The organism is Enterobacter sp. JMULE2 (assembly GCF_013337145.1).
GTDB classification, from domain to species: domain Bacteria; phylum Pseudomonadota; class Gammaproteobacteria; order Enterobacterales; family Enterobacteriaceae; genus Enterobacter; species Enterobacter mori.
Genome location: NZ_SGWD01000012.1, coordinates 184,441 through 201,329, shown reverse-complemented (window position 1 = coordinate 201,329; position 16,889 = coordinate 184,441). Strand labels below are relative to the sequence as shown.

The 16,889-nt window shown below is 54.8% G+C and carries 14 protein-coding genes and 1 pseudogene; 4 read left to right on the top strand and 11 right to left on the bottom strand.

What is annotated here, in order from left to right:
- Positions 1–104 precede the first annotated feature (104 nt).
- The 9 genes from recC to rppH form a co-directional block, all read right to left on the bottom strand.
- Positions 105–3,479: an exodeoxyribonuclease V subunit gamma gene (gene recC, locus EXW94_RS12035; RefSeq protein ID WP_174340191.1), complete on the bottom strand. Its 3,375-nt coding sequence runs from the start codon at positions 3,477–3,479 to the stop codon at positions 105–107.
- Between the two features lie 12 nt (positions 3,480–3,491).
- A complete protein-coding gene (locus tag EXW94_RS12030) occupies positions 3,492–3,815 on the bottom strand; it encodes a prepilin-type N-terminal cleavage/methylation domain-containing protein (RefSeq protein ID WP_174340190.1) in 324 nt (107 codons plus the stop codon).
- Complete coding sequence (locus EXW94_RS12025; RefSeq protein WP_174340189.1) at positions 3,800–4,201, bottom strand: DUF2509 family protein; 402 nt, start codon at positions 4,199–4,201, stop codon at positions 3,800–3,802. The genes EXW94_RS12030 and EXW94_RS12025 overlap by 16 nt, the downstream gene beginning before the upstream one ends.
- On the bottom strand, positions 4,198–4,758 hold the full coding sequence (locus EXW94_RS12020) for a prepilin peptidase-dependent protein (protein ID WP_174340188.1): 561 nt from the start codon (positions 4,756–4,758) through the stop codon (positions 4,198–4,200). Before EXW94_RS12020 ends, EXW94_RS12025 begins: the two co-directional genes overlap by 4 nt.
- Complete coding sequence (locus EXW94_RS12015) at positions 4,749–5,213, bottom strand: prepilin peptidase-dependent protein (protein WP_174340187.1); 465 nt, start codon at positions 5,211–5,213, stop codon at positions 4,749–4,751. The genes EXW94_RS12020 and EXW94_RS12015 overlap by 10 nt, the downstream gene beginning before the upstream one ends.
- A 184-nt stretch (positions 5,214–5,397) precedes the next feature.
- Positions 5,398–6,192: a thymidylate synthase gene (thyA, locus tag EXW94_RS12010; RefSeq protein WP_174340186.1), complete on the bottom strand. Its 795-nt coding sequence runs from the start codon at positions 6,190–6,192 to the stop codon at positions 5,398–5,400.
- Positions 6,193–6,198: 6 nt separating this feature from the next.
- Positions 6,199–7,074, bottom strand: coding sequence for a prolipoprotein diacylglyceryl transferase (gene lgt, locus EXW94_RS12005; RefSeq protein ID WP_010435139.1), 876 nt, complete (start codon positions 7,072–7,074; stop codon positions 6,199–6,201).
- 206 nt (positions 7,075–7,280) lie between these two features.
- On the bottom strand, positions 7,281–9,527 hold the full coding sequence (gene ptsP, locus EXW94_RS12000; RefSeq protein WP_108416347.1) for a phosphoenolpyruvate--protein phosphotransferase: 2,247 nt from the start codon (positions 9,525–9,527) through the stop codon (positions 7,281–7,283).
- Positions 9,528–9,539: 12 nt separating this feature from the next.
- A complete protein-coding gene (gene rppH / locus EXW94_RS11995; protein WP_089601146.1) occupies positions 9,540–10,070 on the bottom strand; it encodes an RNA pyrophosphohydrolase in 531 nt (176 codons plus the stop codon).
- Positions 10,071–10,524: 454 nt separating this feature from the next.
- On the opposite strand from rppH, the pseudogene EXW94_RS28210 reads away from it, so the two are divergent.
- From EXW94_RS28210 to EXW94_RS11980, 4 genes and pseudogenes are all read left to right on the top strand, one after another.
- Positions 10,525–10,599 (top strand): annotated as a pseudogene (locus tag EXW94_RS28210) (hypothetical protein); the annotation flags it as partial.
- Positions 10,600–10,753: 154 nt separating this feature from the next.
- Positions 10,754–11,446, top strand: coding sequence for a DNA mismatch repair endonuclease MutH (mutH, locus tag EXW94_RS11990; protein WP_109081807.1), 693 nt, complete (start codon positions 10,754–10,756; stop codon positions 11,444–11,446).
- A 129-nt stretch (positions 11,447–11,575) separates the two neighbouring features.
- The gene (locus tag EXW94_RS11985; protein WP_010435144.1) at positions 11,576–11,794 is read left to right on the top strand and encodes a YgdI/YgdR family lipoprotein; all 219 of its coding nucleotides are present in this window, start codon (positions 11,576–11,578) and stop codon (positions 11,792–11,794) included.
- A 132-nt stretch (positions 11,795–11,926) separates the two neighbouring features.
- Positions 11,927–12,967: an NADP(H)-dependent aldo-keto reductase gene (locus tag EXW94_RS11980; protein WP_174340185.1), complete on the top strand. Its 1,041-nt coding sequence runs from the start codon at positions 11,927–11,929 to the stop codon at positions 12,965–12,967.
- A 95-nt stretch (positions 12,968–13,062) separates the two neighbouring features.
- Here EXW94_RS11980 and lplT read toward each other — a convergent pair whose 3' ends face one another.
- On the bottom strand, positions 13,063–14,256 hold the full coding sequence (gene lplT, locus EXW94_RS11975; RefSeq protein ID WP_174340184.1) for a lysophospholipid transporter LplT: 1,194 nt from the start codon (positions 14,254–14,256) through the stop codon (positions 13,063–13,065).
- Positions 14,249–16,408 carry a bifunctional acyl-ACP--phospholipid O-acyltransferase/long-chain-fatty-acid--ACP ligase gene (gene aas / locus EXW94_RS11970; protein WP_174340183.1) on the bottom strand — a complete coding sequence of 720 codons (2,160 nt, stop codon included), beginning with the start codon at positions 16,406–16,408 and terminating at the stop codon, positions 14,249–14,251. The genes lplT and aas overlap by 8 nt, the downstream gene beginning before the upstream one ends.
- Between the last annotated feature and the right edge of the window lie 481 nt (positions 16,409–16,889).

The following is a 16,889-nucleotide window of genomic DNA, read 5'->3' as shown; positions in this document are numbered from 1 at the left end:
ATTGCGTGCTGGGCACGCCAACATCTTTTTATTGGGTACATCAGTCCGTGATAAGAAGTGCATCATAAATGAACACCTCATACTGCGCAATTTTTATACAGCGCTCAGGACTGATTAAATTTGAACAACGGTAACAGGTAGCGCTGTGCCTCTACAGTGATCATATCGAAGTATTCTGGCTCAAGCGTTCGCCACAAACGTTGATACCAGACATCTTCCCCTTCGCCACGCACCATCATGTTACCTTCGTAGGCCTGCACAAACTTATTCCGCGCTTTCTGCAGTGAAGCATCATCCGTTAACATGGCATCATTCTGCGCGTCATAACAGGCTTTTATCCACGCGCCACCGCTTTCCGGCAACAGGAGCAGAGGTTTATTCATTCCCCGGCGGTAACCGTCGATGTAAAGCGACAAATAACACAACGCCTGCTCAGCCTCCATCGGCGGAAAACGCCATTCGCCCTCTTTGCGCACGAAAATTCGGCTTTCACCCGTATTGCCGCCAGCACTGTAGACAAGATGTTCGAGCCAGAGTTGCAAACCCTGTGAAACGCTGAGCATCGAGGGCCGCCAGCGCAGCAGTCCGTCCTGCTGAACCTGCGTCAGCCAGCCGGTCAAATGGACACCGTTACAGTCAAGGTCGATTTCGATGCTTTTACCGGGTTGTCTGCACTCAATGACGCGTTCAGCAAGTGCCTTCATTTCCTGACACTGCGCCTCCCAGACAATCTCCCCGAACGCACCGTAAGGCAACTGGCCCGCGGCACGGTAGCGGCGAAATAGAGTGGCAGCATCTTCCTGTTCTACCAGGGCATTCAGGAGCTGGAGGTTCAGCTTGTAGCGCTCCAACCCATCCAGAATAAAGGGTTCGGCATCAGGAATTTCACTCTCTTCAGAACGGAAGTTGACCTGCAAACGCTGCTGGAAGAACGCGCGCACCGGGTGTGCCCAAAAACGCTGAAGCTGTTCGAAGGTCAACGTTTCCAGGGGGAGTTCATCCAGTTCCTGAATGAAATCGGTATGCGCCATCCCTTCTTTCTTCGCAGCCGGGAGCCACTCGCGCGCATAACTCTGGTGTTCATCGGTGACATAGTTCACCGGATCGAAAGGCATACGGCTATGACAGCAGGTGATGTGGGCCTTCACCCGCTGCTCGCTCTCATCACAATTACGCGCTTCGTCTCCCGGCAAATAGTGGCTCTGCCCGATATAGTCCACCAACTCCTGCACAAGAACCGACGGGAAACGTTCACTATTGTCCTGAATCGACCGGCCGATATAGCTGATATACAGCTTGCTCTGCGCTGAAATAAGCGCTTCCAGGAATAGATAACGGTCGTCATCACGGCGGCTGCGGTCGCCCCGCTTCGGTTTTGGACTCATCAAGTCAAAGCCTAACGGCGGTAGTGCCCGAGGATAAATGCCGTCATTCATCCCGAGCAGACACACCACTTTGAACGGGATGGATCGCATCGGCATCAGGGTACAAATATTGACCGGCCCTGCCAGGAAACGCTGGCTAATACGCTCCTGATCGAGACGTAGGGTCAACTCATCACGCAGAAGCGACAATGGCACCGCCTCCTGATAGTGCGAATTCACGCCCTCATCCACGATGGCCTGCCACTGCTTTTCAATGAGCGCCATCGCCGCTTCTGTTTCACTGTCCGGCAGGAAGAAATCCGTGAGCATTTCCCGGCACACCGGCAGCCAGGCGTCCAGCGGGCGCGGCTGCATCAGCTCCCGTCGCCAGCGGTTGAGCTGCATCAGCAGCGAGGCTAAATGCCCGACCAGCTCCGCGATTAACCCGGTGGACTCGTCGTATGGCAGAACGTCATTCCATTCGCCCTGGCTGCTCTCCATTGCGTACCCGAGCAGCATTCGCGTCAGGCCAAACTGCCAAGTGTGCTGCCCCGTTGGTGGGAGTTCAAACTCCTGCACGTTGTCGTCATCAATCCCCCAGCGAACGCCGGATTCGTTAACCCACTGGCGAAGATAGCGTAGCCCCTCTTCATTAATGTTGAAACGGGCAGCCAGAACAGGGACATCCAGCAGCGCCAGCACATCTTCAGAGATAAACCGGCTGTCCGGTAGCGACAGCAGGGAGATAAATGCCTGCAAGGCCGGATGGGACTGACGTGCCCGACGGTCAGAAATGGCGTAAGGAAGGTATCGCTCCCCCGTCGCGCTGCCAAAAACGGCCTGAATAAAGGGGCTATAGCTGTCGATGTCTGCCACCATCACCACAATGTCGCGCGGCGTGAGCTCAGGATCGTCCTGTAGCATTGCCAGCAAGCGATCGTGCAGGATTTCCACCTCACGCTGTGGGCTATGGCAAACGTGAAGGGTGATACTGCGATCGTCAGGATCCAGCTTCCGTTTCCTGTCGCTGCGTTCGAACTCTTCCTCCGTCACGCCCATAACGGCCCGGTTTTCCAGATCCAGAATATCTAACTGAATGTTGTGCAGCAGGCTGTCAGATTCGATTTCGACAAAGGCATCCACGTCCCCCTCGCCAGATGACGTAATGTCAGAGAGCATGTGAATGTAGTCACGTCCCAGCTTGCCCCATGAGGCAAGCAACGGATTCGGCAGGTTCTGAATGCCCTCTTCATCGAAAAGCTGCGCAGCTGTCGAGCTATCCTTGAACAAGGGCACGGAGCGGTCTTCAAAGAGGCGTCGACGCTGTCGCGTGACCAGCCGTGAAAGCCAGCGCGCATCCTGGATATCGCCCCAGTAGTGGCGGCAGGGATTCGTGAACAAAATATGGATATCAATGTGTTTACCCAGCGCTTTTAGCGCGTCCAGATAGACCGGCGGCAAAGCCGAAATACCGCAGATAAACACGCGTGACGGCAGACGAGCCGGTCGCTCCGACGCATTTTCGAGTATCGAGATAAACCGTTGATAGAGGTTTGCACGGTGCCACTTTGGTTGACCGAGCGCCTCAGTATGTTCCACCAGTGCTTTCCATAACGGTGCCTGCCAGACTTGTGCCTCCGGCAAGCCCTCCACCCGTTCACCCGCTTCCCAGGCTGTCAGCCATTCAGGCCGGTACACTAAATACTGGTCGTAGAGATCGGCCGTGCGCGACGCCAGCTGGAACAGCTTGCGCTTATCGGTATCGTCATCAAGGTAGTGGCGCAGCATGGCGAACGCATCGCCTGACAGCATATCGGGCAGCAGGGCCATCAGCTTCCAGCTCATGCTCTGCTTGTTGAAGGCGCTCTGTTCAGGGATGTCGGGCAGTACGCGCACAAACATCTCCCAGATAAAACTCGCGGGCAGCGGGAAATCAATGTTTGCCGCTATGCCAAATTTCCGGGAAAGCGACATTTGCAGCCACTGCGCCATACCGGTGCTCTGCACCAGCACCATTTCAGGCTCAAAAGGATCGTCAAGCCGCTCGCGCTCAACGATAAATTCCATCAGTGCTTCCAGCACATCCAGACGATTTGAGTGGTAGACCCTTAACATAGACGCTCCCGACTACTGGCTAACCGGGCAATGCAGACGCGTCATCGCGCCGCGCCGCCCCAGAGGAGAAATAAGTGTAACCGTGATGCTGACACATCTGGCGTGCGTTGTCTGCACCCGACTGGCCTGCCAGCCTTCGGGGAGTATGGGTGTTGAGAGCTGAGCCTGATTCCAGGCATGATGCCAAAGCTGACGATACTGGTTAAACAGGGTAAATCGCGCCGCCAGTGCCCGATGATAACCCGACAGTGCCGTGACGATTATCACCAGCAGCATCATCGCCAGCAGAACCTCAACCAGGCTAAATCCTTTTTCTCTGTTTACGGCAACTGGCATAGCGCCTTCTCCTTAAGCGGGCAAAAATCACTCCAGCCGTGTGGCAAAAAGTGAATCTTCCCATCGACGATCTCTCCTGCGCGCCAGAGCAAAAGGTCATTGTTTCCGGCAATGAGCAAAACACGCGACTCGCTCAGCCGCCGCAGGCATGCTCGCCACGTCGACACCTTTTTGCATTGAACCCCTGGGGAGACCAGCCAATCCTGAACGCGCCCCCACTCAAGCGCTGATTGCACAGATGCCTGCTGCTGGAGTGAACGGCTCTCGCCGCCAACGAGTGCGCTAAATGTAGTCAGTTGCTGATTAAGTCCCGTGAGGATCAGCGTGCCTAACACCAGTAAAAGCAGTACCAGCGCCAGCGAAGACATCCCGCGCTGACGGTTCACAAGTTATACCCCGTGACGCCATAAACAGCCTGGAAGGGCTCACCCTTTTCACCCTGGCGAATGGCGGCCAGTTCGATATTCAGCTCAGGCGCGAAACCGGCGTGTTCCACCTTATCCACCCTAAAGTGCTGGATCACCAGCCTGTTCGGGTCAGTGAGCTTTTCCCATCCTTTTCCTTCACAGGATGTCGCCCCACGCAGCGTTTCTAGCGCACCAGACTCAAGACGAAACCCTGTGCTGTCGTTTTCTGCTGCAGAGGCATCCCAGATGCCGTTACTGTTTGCATCCCACTGCACAATGACGCAGCTCCCCTGCCTTGCCGTCACCAGGCCTTGCCCTGGACAGTTACCCGCGCAATATCCCGCTCTCTGCAGCTGTTTGCCGAGGGCAAAAAGCCTTTGCCAGACCTCTTCTTCCACCTCCCGCTGACCGGACTGCAGTAATACAGCCCGCTGTAAACCCGGTAAAAAACGCGATGCGCTTATGAGCAAAAGGCTGCTGATAGCCGTGGCAATCAAGACCTCTGTAAGTGAGAAACCGTGCTGGTTCATTGACATCCCCCTCCCTCTGAGGCATTGCACATCCTGATGCGCCCTCCATTTGAGACAATAATCAGCCATTCTCCTGCACGGCTTTTCACACGTATCCGCCCTGCCCACGCTGTATCTCTTAATCCATAGAACCCTAATGAGGGTGTTAACTCACTTATGGTGACGTCAGCCCAAAGTGGAATCAGCACAAAGGCACTCTCCTTCACACAACCTTGTACGACAGAACTCAACAGACAGACGCCAGCTTCATCTCGCTGAAGCGTGATGTGGTGGTCGCGATTGTGCCGATTCGCATCGTTGCGAAGAAACACCAGGTAGTCGCGTATCTGTAGGGCAGTTTGCCAGAGCCGCTGCTGTCGTTGCCAACTGTCCCAGCCGTATAAACCCGTTGTGCTCAGGATCACGACCAGCGAAATGGCCACCAGGGTTTCGATAAGCGTAAATCCGTTCTCTTTTTTCATGCCGGGAGTGTGGCGAAATGCGGGAAAAGCAGCGAGGGGCAAATCAGGTTTTTACGAGCCGTCATCCAGTGAATGTCGACTGTTGCAGGACGTTGCAGCGTCTCTGGAAAACGGCTCGTAAAACACATCGAGAACGAAAAAAAACCGGCGCTAAAAAGCACCGGTTGTGTGAGTATCTGCCGTATCAGATAGCGACGGGCGCTTTGATGCCGGGATGCGGGTCGTAACCCTCAATCTCAAAATCATCAAAGCGGTAATCGAAGATCGAGTCTGGTTTACGTTTGATAATCAGCTTCGGCAACGCACGCGGTTCGCGAGTCAGCTGGAGATGCGTCTGCTCCATGTGGTTGCTGTAGAGATGGGTGTCCCCCCCCGTCCAGACGAAATCACCCACGTCGAGATCGCACTGCTGCGCCATCATGTGAACTAACAGCGCATAGCTGGCGATGTTAAACGGCAGACCGAGGAACACGTCGCAAGAACGCTGATAAAGCTGGCAGGAGAGCTTGCCATCCGCCACATAGAACTGGAAGATCGCGTGGCAGGGTGCCAGCGCCATTTTGTCCAGTTCACCCACGTTCCAGGCGGAAACGATGATTCGGCGCGAATCCGGGTCATTTTTCAGCTGATTCATCACGGTGGTGATCTGGTCAATATGGCGACCGTCAGGCGTTGGCCAGGCGCGCCACTGCTTGCCGTAAACCGGACCCAGGTTGCCGTTTTCATCTGCCCATTCGTCCCAGATAGAGACGTTGTTTTCATGCAGATAGGCAACGTTGGTATCGCCTTGCAGGAACCAGAGCAGTTCATGAATGATCGAGCGCAGATGGCAGCGCTTCGTCGTCACCAGAGGGAAGCCTTCTTGCAGATTAAAGCGCATCTGGTGGCCAAAAATGGAGAGCGTACCGGTACCGGTGCGGTCATTTTTCGGCGTGCCCTCATCGAGCACTTTTTTCATCAATTCAAGATACTGTTTCATGGTTCCTCAGGAAATTTGTTGCTGTGGACGACGACGATACGCCCAAATCATCATAATGGCACCCGCGACAATCATCGGAATGGAGAGGATCTGCCCCATGCTGATGTACTGCACCCACTCGCCGGTGAACTGTGCGTCCGGCTGACGGAAGAATTCAACGATGATGCGGAACGCACCGTAGCCGATCAGGAACAGACCGGAGACAGCCCCCATAGGACGCGGCTTGCGGATGAAGAGGTTCAGGATGATAAACAGCACCACACCTTCCAGCGCCAGCTCATAAAGCTGGGACATATGGCGCGGCAGAACGCCGTAGGTATCGAAAATGGATTGCCACTCCGGATGCGATGGCAGCAGCGCGATATCCTCTGCACGAGAGCCGGGGAAGAGCATCGTATACGGCACGCTCGGGTCAACGCGGCCCCACAGTTCGCCGTTGATAAAGTTACCCAGACGCCCCGCTCCCAGCCCGAATGGGATCAGTGGAGCAATAAAATCAGCTACCTGGAAGAAGTTGCGTTTGGTGCGTTTGGCGAAGATCACCATCACCAGGATCACACCAATCAGGCCACCGTGGAAGGACATTCCCCCATCCCAGACGCGGAACAGATAGAGCGGATCGTTGAGGAATACCGGGAAGTTATAGAACAGGACATAGCCAATACGCCCGCCCAGGAATACCCCGAGGAAGCCAGCATACAGCAGGTTCTCAACTTCGTTCTTTGTCCAGCCACTGCCGGGACGACCCGCGCGACGGCCCGCAAGCCACATCGCAAAAATGAAGCCCACCAGGTACATCAAACCGTACCAGTGCAGCGCGACAGGTCCAACTGAGAAAATAACCGGATCAAATTCCGGAAAATGCAGATAACCACTGTTCATCTGTCACCACAAGATGTTGTTATTCCGCTGAAAGTGGACAGCGGTAGAAATGCGCTGCTGCGTGTCGCAGAGGCTCCAAAGGTGCGAATCATAGCATAAGGCAGGCATGGAGGATGCGCCTGAGATGTAAAAGATGTGTATAGGGTATTGTGCGGCCTGATGCCCTCACCCGGGCCCTCTCCCTGTGGGAGAGGGAGAAATGCAAATTAGCGGCCGCCGCGAATTAGGCCACCCATGCCGCGTCTTTCCATAAACGCCGCAACCTGATGCCGTACTTCGGCTGCCATCTGTGCGTCCAGACTGCGTTCCGCCAACTCGCGGGCATCTTCTATTTCAATATGACGTAACAGATACTTCACACGCGCGACAGAACGGCCGTTCATGGACAGGTGACGGAAGCCCAGGCCAATCAGAATGGCGACGCACATCGAATCGCCCGCCATTTCACCACACAGACGCAAATCAAGACCGTGCTGCTCCGCTTCACGGGCAATCATGGCGAGTGCCCGGAGCATTGCCGGGTGCAGGCTGTCATAGATACTCGCGACGCGCGTGTTATTTCGATCAACGGCCAGTATGTACTGCGTTAAATCGTTGGTCCCGACGGAGATAAAATCAACGCGGTTTGCCAGCTGCGGCAGCATAAAGACCATCGACGGCACTTCGAGCATCACGCCAATACGTGGTTTAGGGATCGCATAGCCGATCATCTCTTCCACTTCGCGGCCCGCGCGTTCGATCAAGCGTTTTGCTTCGTCGATCTCGTCAATACTGGTGACCATCGGCAATAAAATGCTGAGGTTGCCCGTTGCCGCATTTGCACGCAGCATGGCACGAACCTGGATCAGGAAGATCTCCGGTTGGTCGAGCGTGATGCGGATCCCGCGCCAGCCCAGACACGGGTTTTCTTCACTGATTGGCATGTACGGCAGCTGTTTATCCGCCCCGACGTCAAGCGTGCGCAGCGTGACCGGCTTGTCGTTAAACATCTGCAGCATCCCCTGATACTGCGCCACCTGCTCCTCTTCTGACGGGAAACCGCTTTGCAGCATGAACGGGATTTCAGTGCGGTATAAGCCGATACCGTCGATGCGGCTGCCGAGCTTCTCTTCGTGCTCGGGGCTTAACCCGGCGTTGAGCATGACTTTGATCCGCTCACCGCTTTTGAGCTGCGCGGGCAGGTTGACGTCATCTTCTGCCAGCTTGCTTAATTCATTCTCTTCACTAATGAGACGCTGGTATTCCTGCAGCAGTACGGGCTCAGGATCGACCAGCAGTTCACCGCGATAGCCATCCACCACCAGCGTGCGGCGGTGTAGCACCGAGGGCTGGATATCGGCCCCCATGACGGTTGGAATACCGAGCGCGCGCACCATGATGGCAGCATGGGAGTTGGCGGCACCATCACGCACCACTACCCCGGCGAGCCTGTCCTGCGGTAGCTCTGCCAGCGTCGTCGCTGAAAGTTCATCTGCTACCAGCACAAACCGTTTTGGCCAGGCATTCGCGCCCTGAATGGTGTCATCAAGATGGAACAACAAACGCTGCCCCAGCGCGCGTAAATCCCCGGCACGCTCCTTCAAATAACCATCGGTCAGTGCCGCAAACTGCTCGGCAAATTTTTCAATGACTTTTTTAACGGCCCATTCGGCCACCGAACCTTTATCCACTTCCGCGAAAAGCTCACGGCGCAGACGCGCATCAGAAAGCAGGTGTGAATAGAGGTCAAAGATCGCCGCCGTCTCTTTTTGCGCACCCGCAGCAAAGCGTTTGCTGTAACGGCGAAATTCGTTGGAAGCCTCTTCCAGTGCAGCGGTAAGACGCTCGCGCTCGAGCGCTTCATCAAGCGTCGAGGCCTCGTAAACCTGCTCCATCAGCGGCAACGTGGCGTCCATCCAGCCTTCGGCAATTGCCACACCCGGTGACGCCGGGAGCGCACGAATGCGCGTGTGACGATACTGGCCAAACAGGGCAGCAAGCTGAGACTGAGAGAGGATGGCGGCCATCTGCGTGGCAAGCGTCACAAGGAATGACTCTTCGCTTTCATCGTACTGGCGCAGTTCCCGCTGCTGAACAACGAGAACGCCAAGCAACTGACGACGCTGGATAATCGGCACGCCCAGGAAGGCGCGGAAGCGTTCTTCTTTTACGGAAGGAATATATTTGAAGCTAGGGTGTTTTTGCGCATCAGCAAGGTTAATGGGTTCGGCCAGACGACCAACCAGCCCAACAATACCTTCATCAAAAGCGAGCGTAACGGTGCGGCCTCGTGGTTTTTTCAAGCCACGAGTCGCCATCAGGTAATAGCAACGCCGGTCATGGTCGGCCAGATACACCGAACAAACTTCGGTTTCCATCGCCAGACAGATATCAGTCACCAGAATATTCAGCGCCTCGTTCAGGCGAGGCGCACTGGCGACCTTCTCGACTATTTCGCGCAAGCGGGTGAGCATGATTTGCGTAGCTTAACCTCTTTTACGTCGCCAGGCAGGTGCGCTTTGCGGCTTAGGCGGGATCTCCTGAAGCTGCATGACAACACTTGCGAACTCTTTCATCACCCTACGGTAAACATCGCGCTTAAATGACACGACCTGACGAACAGGATACCAATAGCTCACCCAACGCCAGCCATCAAACTCCGGCGTACTGCTGGTTTGCATATTGATATCTGAATCGTTGCCCACCAACTGCAGAAGAAACCACTTCTGTTTCTGGCCGATACAAACCGGCTTTGTGTCCCAACGCACCAAACGTTTCGGTAACTTGTAACGCAACCAGTTGCGGGTCGAAGCCAGGATGCGAACATCTTTTCGGCTTAAACCGACCTCTTCAAACAGCTCCCGGTACATCGCTTGTTCTGGGGACTCTCCTGGATTGATCCCGCCTTGCGGGAATTGCCAGGAGTGCTGACCATATCGACGGGCCCACATGACCTGACCCAGACGATTACAAATTACTATTCCTACGTTCGGGCGGTAGCCATCGTCATCAATCACCGGACTACCCCAAACTAAACCTTATATATGAATGATTGTTTCACACTACAGGGAGGCGGTAAACCACTCTCTTACAGGCTTGCAACCTAATAACATTTGAATAACTCACAAATATGTGGGGAGTTATAAACAGATGAAGGACCGTAAGGGCAATTTTATTCACCTTTTCTGTGGATATAGTTGTGAAGAAGTATGGAATTACCGATGAACAACCTGAATCGTCGTTTAGAGCCGCTTACACCGCTCATTATAAAAAATGCTATATTTCATTAGGTTATACCTTTAATTATTGATACCAGAACTGATAGCGTGACGATCATCACATCAGCGATCGTTGTACTGATGAAAGATCGAACAGCGTCGGTTTTATCCACAGATTGTGCCAATAAGTTAGGCACAATTTGTCTGAAAATTCGATTTTCGTCGCACGTCAAGGCTGTAAATCGAAACAGTAGTGTGGGTTATTCCCAGTTATCCCACTTTTCTGTGGATAACAGGGTGTAAGATCCTGTTTATTGTCAGTGACCAGATTTGAACAACCTGTTTTTAGCCGCGGACATAATAATTTTTCAGTAGTAAAAAAACCTATAAATCATACACATGGATTATTCGTACAGAAAACGGTAGACTCTATCCACAAGGGATAATTTCTTAGTTTATTTTTTAATCAGAAGGTTACCGTCATGCTTCCGCTTGCTCCCTTGCTTACTCCCCCTTCCAGCGAAACCGAGTTGCTGACTCAGGCGCAGCGCCTGGCAGGCTATTCACTTGGCGATCTGGCGGCAATGGCGGGTCTACCGATCCCTGACGATCTGAAAAGAGACAAGGGCTGGATCGGCATGCTGCTGGAACTGTGGTTAGGTGCCAGCGCGGGCAGTAAGCCAGAACAAGATTTCGCCGCACTGGGCGTGGAGTTAAAAACGATCCCCATCGACAGACAGGGAAGACCGCTGGAAACCACGTTTGTCTGCGTGGCGCCGTTGACCGGCAATACCGGCGTAACCTGGGAAACCAGCCACGTACGTCATAAACTGAAACGCGTACTGTGGGTTCCGGTGGAAGGTGAACGGCAGATCCCGCTAGCCGAACGGCGGGTGGGCGCGCCGCTGCTCTGGAGCCCTGATGAAGACGAAGAGCAGCAGTTGCGTCTGGACTGGGAAGAGTTAATGGACATGATCGTCCTTGGGCAAGTTGAGCGCATCACCGCCCGTCATGGTGAGGTGTTGCAGCTGCGTCCAAAGGCGGCCAACAGCAAGGCCCTTACCGAAGCGATCGGCGCTCATGGCGAGCCGATCCTGACGTTACCTCGCGGCTTTTATCTCAAAAAGAATTTCACTGGCACGCTGCTCGCACGCCATTTTTTACTAAAAACGTAGGTTTTTAACGAATTTTGCGAGCTAACAAACATAATCACCTGGTTTTTAAGATTTTACTACTTCCTGCTTTCGTCATATCAGGTTATTACTACACTATGATTTAATACAAGCCAGGTGAGGACGATAACGATGAAAAAATGGGCAGTGTTAATTTCTGCAGTCGGGTTGGCGTTTGCGGTATCGGGCTGTAGCAGTGATTATGTTATGTCTACAAAAGATGGTCGGATGATCCTGACCGATGGTAAACCCGAAGTCGACGACGATACCGGGCTGGTGAGTTACCGCGACCCGGCAGGGAATAAAATGCAGATTAACCGCGACGAAGTCTCGCAAATTATCGAGCGCTAAACCCGTTAAAGGTCAGTCGCTTGCTGGCCTTTTTGATTTTTCCCTTCCCCTTTTGCTTCCCCTCTGCCATGTTTATATTCCTTTGTCGGGAAGTTCCTGACGCGTCTGTATGTTTAATGAAGGAAGCCGGCTATGCATTATCACCGTATCCCCCATAGCGCTCTGGAGATAAGCCAACTGGGGTTGGGCACGATGACATTTGGTGAACAAAACAGCGAAGCCGATGCCCATGCACAACTCGATTACGCCGTCAGCCAGGGTATTAACCTGATTGATGTCGCAGAGATGTACCCTGTCCCTCCTCGCCCGGAAACGCAGGGGCTAACTGAAACTTATGTGGGAAACTGGCTGGCAAAACGCAGCAATCGCGAAAAGCTCGTTATCGCCTCAAAAGTCAGCGGCCCCTCTCGTAATAACGATGCCGGGATCCGCCCAAACCAGATCCTCGATCGTAAGAATATTCGCGCCGCACTGGATGCCAGCCTGAAGCGTCTGCAAACCGACTATCTCGATCTCTACCAGGTACACTGGCCGCAGCGTCCGACTAACTGCTTTGGCAAGCTCGGCTACAGCTGGAACGAGAGCGCGCCCGCCGTTACGCTGCTGGAAACGCTGGAAGCGCTGACCGAGTGCCAGCGCGCGGGGAAAATCCGCTACATCGGCGTGTCTAACGAAACGGCATTTGGCGTGATGCGTTATCTGCACCTTGCCGATAAACACGATCTCCCGCGCATCGTCACCATCCAGAACCCGTACAGCCTGCTTAACCGCAGCTATGAGGTCGGTCTGGCGGAAGTGACGCAGTATGAAGAGGTGGAGCTGCTGGCCTATTCCTGTCTCGGCTTTGGCACGCTGACGGGCAAATACCTGAACGGCGCGAAGCCTGCCGGGGCGCGTAACACGCTCTTCAGCCGCTTTACCCGCTACAGCGGTGAGCAAACGCAGAAAGCCGTTGCGGCCTATGTGGATATCGCGAAGCGTCACGGTCTTGACCCTGCGCAGATGGCGCTGGCCTTCGTGCGGCGTCAGCCGTTTGTTGCCAGCACCCTGCTGGGCGCGACCACAATGGAACAGTTGAAAACCAATATTGAGAGTTTCAATCTGAACCTGAGTGAAGAGGTGTTAGCGGAGATTGAAGCGGTGCATCAGGTTTATACTTATCCTGCACCGTAGCCTGATGCTTTTTGCCCGGTGGCGCTACGCTTACCGGGCCTACAGGTACTTAAACGTAGGCCGGGTCAGGCGAAGCCGCCACCCGGCTATACTTATCAACGCCGACGCTGCCAGATCCATAATCCCGTAATCGCCAGCGCAAACAGCGCGCCAAACCCGACGCCAATGGCCACCACCGGCACACCCACTTTGACCGCCAGCGAATAAAGGCCCAGCATCAGCAGCATCGCCACGTTTTCGCCAAGGTTTTGCACGGCAATGGCATTTCCGGCCCCCACGGTCTGCTTTCCGCGCTCCTGCAAAAGCGCATTCAGCGGCACCACAAAGAAACCACCCAGTATACCAATCAGGATAAGCAGCACGTACGCTGGCAACAACGCATGCTGAAGCGAGAAGAACAGTACGCCGACACCGATTAAAATCCCTGCAGGCATACAGCGCGCAACGGTCTCAAGCGTGACCAGTTTCGCCGCCGCCCCTGCCCCGACGACAATCCCAACGGCGACCATTGCATTCAGGTAGGTTGGCGTTGCGTTGTCGGTGATCCCCAGCGCCATCGGTACCCACAGCACCAGCAGGAAACGTAGCGTGACGCCCGCCCCCCAGAACATGCTGGTTCCCATCAATGAGAAACGCGTTTCACCGTTGCGCCACAGTACGCGGCAGGCGTTAAAGAAGCTGCCGGTCATCGGCCCGAAACGCCAGGACTGACCCGGACGCGCCACCGGCAGTCTGGGAATAAACAGGTTCGCGACAACCGCCCCGCCGTACACCACCGCACAAACGCTCAGAGCCGCCAGCACATGCCAGTCCGCCAGTACACCACCCGCCACGGACCCGAGCAAAATCGCCGCGATGGTAGAGGACTCCATCAAACCGTTGGCTTTCACCAGCTTATCGCCCGTCGTTAGCTCGCCCAGGATGCCATACTTCGCCGGAGAGTAAGATGCCGCGCCAATGCCTACCAGCGTATAGCCGATAAACGGGTTGATACCAAAGCAGATGCTTGCCGCACCCAACAGCTTCAGGCCGTTGGCGAACATCATCACCCGACCTTTAGGGAAACTGTCCGCCACCTGCCCCACAAACGGCGCGAAAATAATGTAAGCACCCACAAACACCATCTGGAGGATCGGCTGGCTCCAGTCGGGGTAAAACTCGGCCTTGAGCAACGCCAGCGTGGCAAACAGCAGCGCGTTATCACCGAACGCAGAAAGAAACTGCGCGGCGATAACCGCCATCATGCCCTTCGACCGGAGTGAGTTGTTAGCCTGTGCTGACTCATGCATTTTGCTGTTCCGCCTCTTCCACCATGCCCTTGAGGGTCACGAAATCGGGCTTACCGCTGCCCAGCACCGGAAGCTGTTTGAGGTAGCGAATATCACGCGGCACGGCCAGTTCAGGGATACCATGCTCGCGCGCATGCTTAAGCAACGCGTCACGCTTAAGCTCACTGTCCGTGGTGAAGAGCACCAGTGCCTCACCTTTATTCGCATCGCTCTTCACAACCGTGGCGTGCAGTTTGTCAGCGGAAACCGCTGTTGCCAGCATCTCCACCATTTCAAGGGAGACCATTTCGCCCGCAATTTTAGCGAAGCGTTTTGCCCGTCCCTGGATCTGCACGAAGCCCTGCTCGTCGAAGCGAACAATATCACCCGTGTCGTACCAGCCGGTCTCAACGTCCCCGTTGACGTTTTCCGCCGTTGGCGCTTCGAGCACGCCTGGGTTTTCTACGCGAAGATAGCCGTTCATCACGTTGGGTCCTTTCAGCTGCAGGCGCCCCCCCTCTTCAATCCCCGGTACCGCCAGCAGGCGCGCATCCATCCCCGGCAGAATGCGGCCAACCGTCCCCGGCTTCGCCGCCATCGGCACGTTGATAGAGACCACCGGCGCGCACTCCGTGACGCCGTAGCCTTCCAGAATGCGCAGGCCAAGCTTGTCCTGCCAAATCTGCCGCGTGCTGTCCTGCAGTTTTTCCGCACCGGCAACCACATAGCGCACGCGGAAGAAATCATACGGATTGGCGAAGCGCGCATAGTTGCCAAGGAACGTTGACGTGCCGAACAGCACGGTACAGTTACGGTCATAAACCAGCTCCGGCACAATGCGGTAGTGCAGCGGGCTTGGGTAGAGGAATACTTCAGCACCGGTGAGCAGCGGCGTAAAGAGACCGACGGTCAGGCCGAAAGAGTGAAACAGCGGCAGCGCGGACATAAAGCGATCGTTAGCGGTAAAGTCGGCAATCGTTTTGATCTGCTCAACGTTCGCCAGAATGCTTTTGTGGCTGTGGACGACGCCTTTCGGGTTGCCCTCAGAGCCGGAGGTGAAAAGGATAATCGCATCATCTTCCGGCTGCTGTTTGACCTGCGCCAGGCGAGGCGCGAGCAGGTGAGCAAAAATCCACAGCTTGTCGAGCGTCGTGACGTCCGCTTTCAGATCTTCCAGGAAGACCCAGCGTACCTGGGTAAGCTGCTCCGGCAGGTGCCAGAGCTTGCCTTTTTCCAGGAACTGGCGGGAAGTAAAGACGGTATTAATCTGGGCGGCAGTGATGGCACTGGTAAGCCCTTTCACACCCGCCGTGTAGTTCATCATCGCCGGAATACGCCCGCGAGAAACGGCACCAAAAATCACCGCCGCGCTGATCCCGGCGTTAGGCAGCATCAGGCCAATTTTTTCGCCCCGCTTGCTGTACTTCTCAAGAATACGGCCCACGAACAGGGTTTTGGTCAGCAGTTTGCGATAGGTGTCCGGGGTGAAGTTGATGTCTTCAATGCAGTTTTTCTTCGCGCCGTAGCGGTACTGCGCCGACAGCAGAGATTCGTACAACGTCTCGCGCGGACGGACGGCCATGCGCGCTTCCATCATTATCTGATGGAGCATTTCACCGGCGATTTTACGACGATCGCGCGCGCGCGGCGCTTCCGGCATAGGGAGCGTTGTGGGCGGCAGAATATGCAGGGTAATTTTGGGGAACAGGCGCTGCTTCACTAACCCCTTCAGGCGGCTGAAATAGGTCAGTTCTGCCCCATCAATGCGCAGCGGCACCACGGTGGCCTGTGACTTCGCCGCGACAAAAGCGGCCCCGTCATAAATTTTCATCAGCGAACCGGTCACGGAAATTCTCCCCTCGGGGAAAATGACCACCGGACGCCCCTGCTCAACCAGACGCACCAGATGTTTGATCATCATCGGTTTTGTTGGGTCGAGCGGGACAAAATCAATCAGCGGCGCCAGCCAGCGCATGTACCATTTTTGGTTGATGGAGCTGTAGACCGCAAAGACGGGCCGCACGGGTAAAAACAGCGCCAGCAATATGCCATCAAGAAAAGAAACGTGGTTCGGCGTGATAAGAACACGTTCGCCATAAAGTGCCTGCGCATCGCCCGTGACGCGGAGACGGAAGAGAATACGGAACAGTGTGCGGAAGAACCCAAAAAGCATTTCAACTCCCTTTGCCAGCCAGAATGAAGGGTTGATAGTAAATGGTGGCAGATTACACGAGAAGTGGGGAGGGAGCGACAGCAAAAACGGAGGCGAAAAAAAACCTGCGCATCCGCGCAGGTTGGTGCAAGAGATGAGTACGAAACCGTACTAAGAATTCTCACCAATCAATACCTCTGGGATCTTGATTGTGGCTGTTCACCCGGCGCTTCGCCAGTGAGAAAACGCAAGGGAATGAGCCTAAGTGCAACCAGGTGTGTATATTCTCTTTGCTGTTACAGGTTGAACTTACAGGCAAAAAAAACCTGCGTATAAACGCAGGTTGGTGTAAATCGTGTTAATCAACCGGAGTTGATTCCACCTATCAATACCTCTGGGATCTCGACTCTATCAACCCCGACATTGTCCTCGCTACCGGACAATCGCAACAGCCTGAGGCAAAGTGTAACTAAAGGTTCGGATTAACATTATTTTGACACGT